11 protein-coding genes are annotated in these 8,924 nt (G+C 73.7%); 1 reads left to right on the top strand and 10 read right to left on the bottom strand.

The window, feature by feature from the left end; translation table 11 throughout:
* Both ftsE and prfB read right to left on the bottom strand, forming a co-directional pair.
* On the bottom strand, positions 1-828 hold an 828-nt coding region (gene ftsE, locus DZG00_RS09115; protein ID WP_119455552.1), incomplete at its 3' end, for a cell division ATP-binding protein FtsE.
* Positions 829-903: 75 nt separating this feature from the next.
* On the bottom strand, positions 904-2,007 hold the full coding sequence (prfB, locus tag DZG00_RS09110; RefSeq protein WP_119381210.1) for a peptide chain release factor 2: 1,104 nt from the start codon (positions 2,005-2,007) through the stop codon (positions 904-906).
* Between the two features lie 75 nt (positions 2,008-2,082).
* Between prfB and DZG00_RS09105 the strand changes: the two genes are divergently transcribed.
* The gene (locus DZG00_RS09105) at positions 2,083-3,387 is read left to right on the top strand and encodes an MFS transporter (protein WP_119381209.1); all 1,305 of its coding nucleotides are present in this window, start codon (positions 2,083-2,085) and stop codon (positions 3,385-3,387) included.
* Between the two features lie 77 nt (positions 3,388-3,464).
* Here DZG00_RS09105 and DZG00_RS09100 read toward each other — a convergent pair whose 3' ends face one another.
* The 8 genes from DZG00_RS09100 to DZG00_RS09065 all read right to left on the bottom strand — a co-directional run.
* Entirely contained in the window at positions 3,465-3,962 is a 498-nt protein-coding gene (locus tag DZG00_RS09100; protein ID WP_233548807.1) for a pilus assembly protein TadG-related protein, read from the bottom strand.
* Between the two features lie 41 nt (positions 3,963-4,003).
* Positions 4,004-4,459, bottom strand: coding sequence for a hypothetical protein (locus DZG00_RS09095; protein ID WP_119381207.1), 456 nt, complete (start codon positions 4,457-4,459; stop codon positions 4,004-4,006).
* Complete coding sequence (locus tag DZG00_RS09090) at positions 4,434-4,811, bottom strand: TadE/TadG family type IV pilus assembly protein (RefSeq protein ID WP_119381206.1); 378 nt, start codon at positions 4,809-4,811, stop codon at positions 4,434-4,436. Before DZG00_RS09090 ends, DZG00_RS09095 begins: the two co-directional genes overlap by 26 nt.
* Positions 4,811-5,005, bottom strand: coding sequence for a hypothetical protein (locus DZG00_RS09085; RefSeq protein WP_119381205.1), 195 nt, complete (start codon positions 5,003-5,005; stop codon positions 4,811-4,813). Before DZG00_RS09085 ends, DZG00_RS09090 begins: the two co-directional genes overlap by 1 nt.
* Positions 5,006-5,054: 49 nt before the next feature.
* The gene (locus DZG00_RS09080; RefSeq protein ID WP_119381204.1) at positions 5,055-6,005 is read right to left on the bottom strand and encodes a type II secretion system F family protein; all 951 of its coding nucleotides are present in this window, start codon (positions 6,003-6,005) and stop codon (positions 5,055-5,057) included.
* A complete protein-coding gene (locus tag DZG00_RS09075) occupies positions 6,002-6,865 on the bottom strand; it encodes a type II secretion system F family protein (protein ID WP_119381203.1) in 864 nt (287 codons plus the stop codon). Before DZG00_RS09075 ends, DZG00_RS09080 begins: the two co-directional genes overlap by 4 nt.
* Positions 6,862-8,091: a TadA family conjugal transfer-associated ATPase gene (locus tag DZG00_RS09070; RefSeq protein ID WP_233548801.1), complete on the bottom strand. Its 1,230-nt coding sequence runs from the start codon at positions 8,089-8,091 to the stop codon at positions 6,862-6,864. Before DZG00_RS09070 ends, DZG00_RS09075 begins: the two co-directional genes overlap by 4 nt.
* Before the next feature lie 77 nt (positions 8,092-8,168).
* Positions 8,169-8,924, bottom strand: a 756-nt coding sequence (locus DZG00_RS09065) for an FGGY-family carbohydrate kinase (protein WP_255414035.1), incomplete at its 5' end; no start/stop codon positions are given.

Genomic DNA, 8,924 nt, shown 5'->3' with positions numbered 1-8,924 from the left:
GGTCGTGGGCTCCGCGGGAGCGGACGGGCGCGTGGGCGCCGGGAGCGGCGCGGCCGGCACGAACACGGGCGTGGGCGCCGCGACGGGCGGGTGCTCGGGGTTCACGCCGACCGGGTTCTCGGCGGTCCGCGGCAGGTCGATGGCGGACGTCTGGTACTGGCCGCCGACCTCGTCGCGGACGACCTCGCCGCCGATCAGCTCGATGACGCGCTTCTGCATCTGGTCGACGATGCCGGAGTCGTGGGTGGCCATGATCACCGTGGTGCCGTTGGCGTTGATCCGCTCGAGCACCTGCATGATGCCGGCGCTCGTCAGCGGGTCGAGGTTGCCGGTGGGCTCGTCGGCGAGGAGCACGGCGGGCTTGTTCACGACGGCGCGGGCGATGGCCACGCGCTGCTGCTCACCGCCGGAGAGCTCGTGCGGGAGTCGCTGCTCCTTGCCCTGCAGGCCCACCATCTTCAGCACGTCGGGGACGGCCTCCTGGATGAAGCCGCGCGACTTGCCGATCACCTGGAGGGTGAAGGCGACGTTGTCGAAGACCGACTTGTTCGGGAGCAGACGGAAGTCCTGGAACACCACCCCCAGGCTCCGCCGGTAGTAGGGGACCTTGCGGCTCGACAGCTGGTTCAGCTGCTGGCCCAGGACGTGGATCGTGCCCTGCGTGGGCCGATCCTCCTTGAGCACGAGACGCAGGAAGCTGGACTTGCCGGACCCGGATGCGCCGACGAGGAAGACGAACTCCCCCCGCAGGATCTCGAGGTCGACGGAGCTCAGCGCCGGTCGGGGGTTGCCGGGATACACCTTGGATACGTGGTCGAACCTGATCATGTCGGTACGACCCTAGGCACGGGAGGTGCCTTTCGCCGCATCGACTCACCGCGGCGGGCGGTCCCCCGGACTCTCTCAGGCGCGGTCGGGCGACTTCCGCCAGCGGATCCCCGCGGAGATGAAGCCGTCGAGGTCGCCGTCGAACACGTTCGACGGGTTGTTGACCTCGTGCTCCGTGCGGAGGTCCTTGACCATCTGGTACGGCGCGAGCACGTAGCTGCGCATCTGGTCGCCCCAGCTCGCCGTGATGTTGCCGGCGAGCTCCTTCTTGGTGGCCGCCTCCTGCTCGCGCTGGACGAGGAGGAGGCGCGACTGCAGCACCCGGAGGGCGGCGGCGCGGTTCTGGATCTGGCTCTTCTCGTTCTGGCAGGTGACGACGATGCCGGTCGGCAGGTGGGTGATCCGCACCGCCGAGTCCGTCGTGTTGACCGACTGGCCGCCGGGGCCGGACGAGCGGAAGACGTCCACCCGCATGTCGTTCTCGGGGATCTCGATCGACTCGGTCTGCTCGATGAGCGGCACGACCTCGACCGCGGCGAACGAGGTCTGGCGCTTGCCCGCGGAGTTGAAGGGGCTCATCCGCACCAGGCGGTGCGTGCCGGCCTCCACGGAGAGCGTGCCGAACGCGTAGGGCGCGTCGATCTCGAAGGTCGCCGACTTGATGCCCGCCTCCTCCGCGTACGAGGTGTCGAGCACGGTGGCGGAGTAGTCGTGCTGCTCGGCCCAGCGCAGGTACATGCGCATGAGCATCTCGGCGAAGTCGGCCGCGTCGACGCCGCCGGCTCCCGCGCGGATCGTGACCACGGCGGGCCGGGGGTCGAACTCGCCGTTGAGGAGCGTCTGCACCTCGAGCTCGTCCATGATCCTCGTGATCCCGGCGAGCTCGACGACCGCCTCCTCGGCGGACTCCTCGTCGTCCTTCGCCATCTCCACCAGCACGTCGAGGTCGTCGAGGCGGCGCTGCAGCTCGTCGATGCGCTTGAGCTCCGACTGGCGGTGGCTGAGGTCGCTCGTGACCTTCTGCGCCTTCTCGGTGTCGTCCCAGAGGTCCGGCTCGCCCGCCTGGGCGCTCAGCTCCTCGACCTCCTGCTGCAGGCGCTCGACGCCGACGACCGAGCGGATGTTGGAGTAGGTGTCGCGCAATTCTGTGATCCGCGATGAGAAGTCCTGGTCGATCATGGTGGCCCCCAGCCTACCGTCCGGCCCGCGGGCGGCGTCCGGGACGGGGCCCGCCCGCGCGTAGGCTCGGGGGCGATGTCGCCCCCCGATGCCCCCTTCTCCCTGCGTGCGGTCGCGCTCCCCGCGCTGCTGCCCGCGCTCCTCTTCTCCATCGGCGAGGGGGCGATCATCCCCATCATCCCGATCGTCGCGGGCAGCCTCGGTGCCTCGCTCGCGATCGCCGCGTTCATCGGCGGGATGATCATGCTCGGCGAGCTCGTGGGCGACATCCCGAGCGGATCCGTGGTGAGCCGCATCGGCGAGCGCACCGCCATGATCGGAGCGGCCTTCGTCTCCATCGGCGGCCTGGTGCTGTGCCTGCTGGCGCCGAACCCGCTGGTGCTCGGCGTGGGCGTCTTCCTCATCGGCGTCTCGACGGCCGTCTTCGCGCTCGCGCGGCACGCCTTCATGACGAGCTTCGTGCCGCAGGCGTTCCGCGCGCGGGCGCTGTCGACGCTCGGCGGCACGTTCCGCGCCGGCTACTTCGTGGGGCCGTTCCTCGCCGCCGGCGTGATCCACATGACGGGGGCGTCGCAGTCGGCGTTCGTGATCCACATCGTCGCGTGCCTCGCCGCCGCCGTGACGCTGCTCGTGCTGCCGGACCCGATGGACGTGGTGCGCCGCAACCGCGCCGACCTGCAGAGCGCCGCGGCCTCGACCGCGGGCGAGCCGCAGGACGACGAGTCGGTCGCGGCGGCCGCGGGCACCGCTCCCCCGGCGCGCGGGTCGGCCGGCCTCGCGCAGACGCTGTGGCGGTTCAAGGGCGTGCTGGTCAAGCTCGGATCCGGCGCGGCCCTCATCGGCGCGATGCGCGCGGGCCGCGGCGTCCTCCTGCCGCTGTGGGCCGTGAGCATCGGCATCTCGGACGCGAACACGGCGCTCATCATCGGCATCGCCGGCGGCGTGGACTTCGCGCTCTTCTACGCGAGCGGCCAGATCATGGACCGCTTCGGCCGCCTCTGGAGCGCCGTGCCGTCGATGGTCGGCCTCGGTCTCGGCTACCTCGTGCTCGCGCTGACGCCCGACCTGCCGACGAGCGTGCAGTGGTTCATCGGCGTGGCCATGTTCATGTCGGTCGCGAACGGCGTGGGCTCGGGGATCCTCATGACCCTCGGCGCCGACCTCGCCCCCCGCGAAGATCCCGCCCCCTTCCTCGGGGCCTGGCGCTTCACGGGCGACGCCGGCAGCGCCGCGTCGCCGCTCCTCATCGCCGCGCTCACCTCCGCCGCGTCGCTCGCCGTCGCCAGCGGGGTGATGGGCGTGCTCGGGCTCATCGGCGCGGGGATCCTCGTGCGGTACGTGCCCCGGTACGTGCCCCGGAAGCCGCGACCGACCGCCTGACGCATGGCGTACGGCGCCCGCGCCGGCGCTGGCCGGCCTCCGACACCGGTAGCGCTCGGCTCCGTCGTCGGGTCCGGTCACCCGCCTCCCGCGGGTCCTGTCGGCGCCGCGCCCGGCCCGACCAGCACGCTGCGGGCCGTGCTGGTGACGTCGATGCGCACGCCGTCGGGCGCGAACAGGGAGGCCACCGGCGGGATCCACGTCGCGGACAGGGTGACGCGCGCGCTGCGGCCGTCCGGCGTCGACGCCCCGTCGACGTGCAGGTCGTGGATGCCCGCGGTCGGCTCGTCGGCCAGGAAGCTCGACACGGTCGCCGCGACGCCGGCGTCCGTCAGGGGCGGGAGGGCGAGCCCGTCGTCGTCGTCGACCGCGATCGACGCCGGACCACCACCGTCCACGTCGAAGGACTCCGCCCCCGCCAGCGCGGCAGCATCGGCCAGGGAGAAGAGCCGGACGCGCTCGAGGTAGAGCGAGGACGCCGCCGACACCATGAGGATCACCGCGATGCCCAGCGCGCACGAGGCGATGACGAGCGGCAGGATCGAACCCCCATCACCCGTCGTCCCGGTCCGCACCGCCCGTGCCGCTCTGCCAGCGCGTCGGACGCGCGTGCCGGTCATCGTCCTCCTCGCGCGAAGACGGAGACGCGCTCGTCCGCGTCGCCGTGCACCGCCACCGATCCCGGGGCATCCGGCCCGGCGACGGGTGGGGCGAGCGGCAGCTCGGCGGAGACGCGCACGGACACGTGCACGAGCGACCGGGGTGCATGGCAGCGCAGCGGATCCGGCGTGCACGTGATGTCGAGCGCGATGCCGTCGGGGGCGATCCCCTGGTCGGCGAGCGCCACCTCGACCGCCGACCGCGCCTCCCGGCGGCCGGACTCGTCGTCGTCCGCGCGGACGTACACGCGCGCCGCCTGACGCGCGGCCCCCTCCGCGCCGAGCGCCGCGCCCTGGATCGCGGACAGGGCGAGGACCAGGTAGACGAGCGGGACGAGCAGGAGGACGCCGGCCGTGATGAACTCGAGCGCTGCGGATCCGCGGTCGTCAGCCCAGGCGCTCCACAGCCGCATGGCCCGTCACCTCCAGCCCGCGGTCGACGCCCAGGAGGCCCACGAGCGGCAGCGTCGTCCGCACGGTCACGCTGACGACCGCGTGGCCGAGCACCGTGCCCGTGCCCGCCGTGACGTCCTGGGCGTAGCGCTCCCCCACCGCCGCCGTGATCAGCTCACGCGTCCGCTCGATGCCGTCCGCGCGCGTGGCTCCGGCGAGCGCGGCCGTGCGCGCCCCCTCGGCGGCCGCGTCGAGGACGGTCGTCCGGACGTGCAGCGCCAGCGCGAGCTGCACCACCGACAGGGCGAGGACGACGAGCAGGGCCCCGACCATGACGAACTCGGCGGGCGCCGAGCCGCGGTCGTCGCGCATCAGAACGACGAGACCCTGTTGATGGCCTGGGTGAACACGTTCTGCAGCAGGGGCCCCGCGACGCCCCAGAGGATGATGACGAGCCCGGCCGTCATCAGCGTGATGAGCACCCAGCCGGGCACGTCGCCGCGGTCGTCGTCCCACGGGGTGGCGGGTGTCGGATCGGCGCCCCGAGCGCCTCGGTCGTCGGTCATGTCGTGCCTCTCGATCGATGTCGGATGGTGGTGGGTCGTGGCGCCGCGCCTACAGCCCGAGCTGCAGGACGAAGACGCCGGGGAACAGGGCGAAGACGATGGTGAGCGGGAGGATCAGGAACACCAGCGGGACGAGCATCCCGACCTCCTTGCGGCCGGCGCTCTCGAGCAGCTCGCGCTTGGCGACCTCGCGTGCGTCCTGGGCCTGCGCGCGGAGGACCTCGGCGAGCGGCGTGCCGCGCTCGAGGGATCCGACGAGCTGGTCGACGAGGCGGGAGACGGCCGGCAGGGCCACGCGCCGGGCGAGGTCGTCGAAGGCGCGGGTGACGGCGATCCCGGTGCCGACGTCCGCGACCACGCGACCCAGCTCCCCCGCGAGCTCGCCGGAGCCGACGCGGGCCACGCGACGGAGCGCGTCGAGCAGCCCCTCGCCGGCGGCGAGGCTGAGCGCGAGGAACTCCAGGACGGTGGGCAGCTCCGCCTGGATGCGTGCGATGCGCCGCTTCGCGCGTCGTTCGAGCGCGGTGTCGCAGGCGACCAGGCCGGCGACCGCCGCGACGACGGGCACCGCGACCAGCTGCGCCTGCGGAAGGCCTCCCGCGACGAGGGCGGCGCCGCCCACCAGGACGGCGATCACGATGCCGGCGGCGGTCCCGAGGACCAGGCCCACGAGCTGGCGCGACCGGTGGCGCTCCACGTCCTCGGTCGAGCCCGACTGTCCGAGGAGCCGCTCGATCCGCTCGGTGCCACCGAGCACGCGCGCCAGGCCGCGCCGCAGCGGGACCACTGCCGGGGCGCCGAGGGTCCCGAGCACGGGCAAGGGGTGCACCGTCGCGAGCGCGAGGTGTCGTCGGGCGCCCTCGGACACGTCGAGGACGTGCGGGGCGACGCGGTCCAGCAGGCGGGCCCGACGGAAGCGCGGCACCGCGCCCATCATCGTCCAGAGCCCCACGCCGGCGACGAGGCCGAGGACGGCGCCCCAGGACTCGACCCCCGTCACGCGAACCACCGCCGGTCCTCCGGGAGCCGACCGAGGGCGAGCATCAGCCGGTAGGCGATCGCGGAGACGACGAGCCCGACGACGATGATCACGGTGCCCGTCGGGGTGTCGTAGGCGGCCACCGCCTCCGATCGCGTGGACAGCAGCGCCAGGATGATCCACGGGGCCGCGACGCCGAGCTTGGCGGCGTTCACGACCCACGACTGCCGGGCCTCGGCCTCGCTCCGGATCGCCGCCTCCTCCCGGAGGAACCGGGCGAGTCCGCGGAGCACGTCCGGCAGCTGGGTGCCGCCCACCTCGCGTGCCATGCGCAGCGTCTCGAGGATCCGGTCGGCCGTCGGATCCGCGAGCTGCTCCTTGAGCTCGTCGAGCGCCACGGCGAAGCTGCCGGTCGTGCGGTGCACGGACGCGAAGTCCCGGAAGGCCGGCCTCAGGAGGGCGGGACCGGCCACGGCGAGCGATGCCACCGCATCGGGCAGCCCCATGCCGGCGCGGACCGCGCTCACGAGGTGGTCGACGACGTCGGGCCAGACCTCGCGATGGGCGCGACGACGGGACGCGGACCGCGCGCCCACGACCGCCCACGGGAGCACGAGTCCGGTGGCGGCGGCGGCGAGCGCGGCGCCGTCCACGCGCAGGAACGCCTCCACGAGCACGCCGGACGCGAGCCCGACCAACGCGGACAACGCGAGGAAGGAGCTCACGGAGACCCCAGGCAGCCCCGCGTGCGTGAGGCGGTCGTGCACGGAGGCCGTGAGCCCGCGCGCGCGGGCCGACCCGTCGGGAGAGGCCGGCCACAGGCGCGGCGAGAGCACGAGCAGGAGCCCGGCGCCGAGTGCGAGGCCGAGGGCGACGCTCATGGTGCTCCCACCAGGATCCGCAGGGGATCGAGCCCGGCCGCGCGGAACTTGCCGAGGTGCGCGGGCTGCCCGCCGGTGGCGGCGAGGACGCCGTCCTCCAGGGCGAACACCGTGCTCGCCTCGACGACCATGCCCGAGTGCCGTCCCCCGGGCGCGAGGATCTCGACCACCCGGCGGGCGCCCGACGGCAGCACCTCGAGGTGCACGACCAGGTCGACCGAGGTCGCCACGGTGGGCACGACGAAGGCGGAGTCGATGTTGCGGCCCGCGAGCAGCGGCAGCGTGCACAGCTTGACGAGCGCCTCGCGCGCGCTGTTCGCGTGGATGGAGCACATCCCGGGCACACCCGAGTTGAGCGCGATGAGGAGGTCGAGGCACTCGGCTTCGCGCACCTCGCCGACCACCAGACGGTCGGGCCGCATCCGCAGCGCCTCCTTGATGAGACGGCGCAGCGTGATCTCGCCCGACCCCTCGAGGCTCGGCTGCCGGCACTGCATGGCCACGACGTCGCGGCCCGTCGGATCCAGCTCGAAGGTCTCCTCGACCGTGACGATGCGGTCGGAGGCGCGCGCAGCGGACAGGAGGGCGTCGATCATCGTCGTCTTGCCCGTGTGCGTCGCCCCGCTGACGACGATGGAGAGGCCCGCCCGGACGCTCATCCGGAGGAACTCCGCGGCCTGGAGCGGCAGGCTGCCGAGGGCGACGAGGTGGTCGAGCTCGCGGATGCGCCGGGAGAACTTGCGGATGTTGACGGCCCAGTGGCGGCGCGTGACGTCCGGGATGACCACGTGCAGCCGCGACCCGTCGGGCAGGGACGCGTCCACGAACGGCGTCGACAGGTCGACCCGGCGGCCGGAGGACTGCAGCATCCGCTCGACTAGGTCGCGCACCTCCGCCTCCGAGAGGACGAGGGGCGTCAGCTCGGGGACGCCCGCCCGCGCGACGAAGACGCGGGTGGGGGCGTTGATCCAGATCTCCTCGATCGTGTCGTCGTCGAGGAGGGGCTGCAGCGCGCCGAAGCCCGTGATGCGCGCGAGCACCTGCCGTTCGGTGGCGGCCTCGTCGTCGAGGAGCCGGGTGTCCGATCCGAGGGCCTGCTCGGCGAACCGCCGGACTTCCTCGCGCACCACGGCCGCCGTGCCCACGGGGTCGGCGGCCGCCCCGTCGTCCCGCAGCCGCTCGCGCACGCGTCCGGCGATGGTGTCGAGGGGGGTCCGCGTCTGCACCCGGACAGGATGCTGATCAGGGGCGGATCCCGCCGGCGCCGTCCACAGGCCGACGCGTCAGCGCCGGCTCACCGGCGTCAGTACCCCAGCTCCGCCTTCGCCGCGGCGTACGCCTGGCGCACGGCGGGCACGCCCGGCGCGTCGAAGACCTCGTCGCCCGCGAGGGGCCACGCGGGGACGCTGCCCGTGAGGATCCACGCGGCCTGCTTCGCGGCGCCGTCGGCGACGAACTCACCCGCGTCCGGCACGTGGATGGGGACGCCGAAGATCGTCGGCGCGATCTCGCGCACGGCGCGGCTCTTCGCGCCGCCGCCGATGAGGAGCACGCGCTCCACCTCGACGCCCTGGCGCGTGATCGCGTCGAGGCCGTCGGCCAGGCCGCAGAGCATGCCCTCGACGTGCGCGCGGGCCATGGTCGCCGGCGTGCTGTTGCGGAGCGTCATGCCGTGGAGCGACGCGGTCGCGTCGGGCAGGTTCGGCGTGCGCTCGCCCTCGAAGTAGGGCAGGAGCACGAGGCCGTCGGATCCCGCGGGGGCCTCGAGCGCGAGCTCGGACAGCCGCGCGTGGTCGACGCCGAGGAGGCGCGCGCCGCCGTCGAGCACGCGGGCGGCGTTGAGGGTCGCGATGAGCGGGAGGAAGTTGCCCGTGGCGTCCGCGAAGCCGGCGACGGTGCCGGAGGCGTCGGTGATGGGGTCCGCCGTGACGGCGAACACCGTGCCGGACGTGCCGATGGAGACGACGACGTCGCCGGGCACCGCGCCGAGGCCGAGCGCGGCGGCGGCGTTGTCGCCCGCGCCGGGGCCGACGGGGACGCCGGCCGGGACGCCGGGGAT

It is taken from the genome of Clavibacter lycopersici (assembly GCF_003576405.1).
Lineage (GTDB): Bacteria > Actinomycetota > Actinomycetes > Actinomycetales > Microbacteriaceae > Clavibacter > Clavibacter lycopersici.
This window is presented reverse-complemented; position numbering and strand designations above follow the sequence as displayed.

What these genes read in the sequence shown, in the direction of transcription:
- DZG00_RS09105 (WP_119381209.1), top strand. Translation starts at nt 2,083, where the DNA reads ATGTCGCCCCCCGATGCCCCCTTCTCCCTGCGTGCGGTCGCGCTCCCC.
- DZG00_RS09095 (WP_119381207.1), bottom strand. Translation starts at nt 4,459, where the DNA reads ATGCGGCTGTGGAGCGCCTGGGCTGACGACCGCGGATCCGCAGCGCTC.
- prfB (WP_119381210.1), bottom strand. Translation starts at nt 2,007, where the DNA reads ATGATCGACCAGGACTTCTCATCGCGGATCACAGAATTGCGCGACACC.
- DZG00_RS09085 (WP_119381205.1), bottom strand. Translation starts at nt 5,005, where the DNA reads ATGACCGACGACCGAGGCGCTCGGGGCGCCGATCCGACACCCGCCACC.
- DZG00_RS09075 (WP_119381203.1), bottom strand. Translation starts at nt 6,865, where the DNA reads ATGAGCGTCGCCCTCGGCCTCGCACTCGGCGCCGGGCTCCTGCTCGTG.
- DZG00_RS09090 (WP_119381206.1), bottom strand. Translation starts at nt 4,811, where the DNA reads ATGCGCGACGACCGCGGCTCGGCGCCCGCCGAGTTCGTCATGGTCGGG.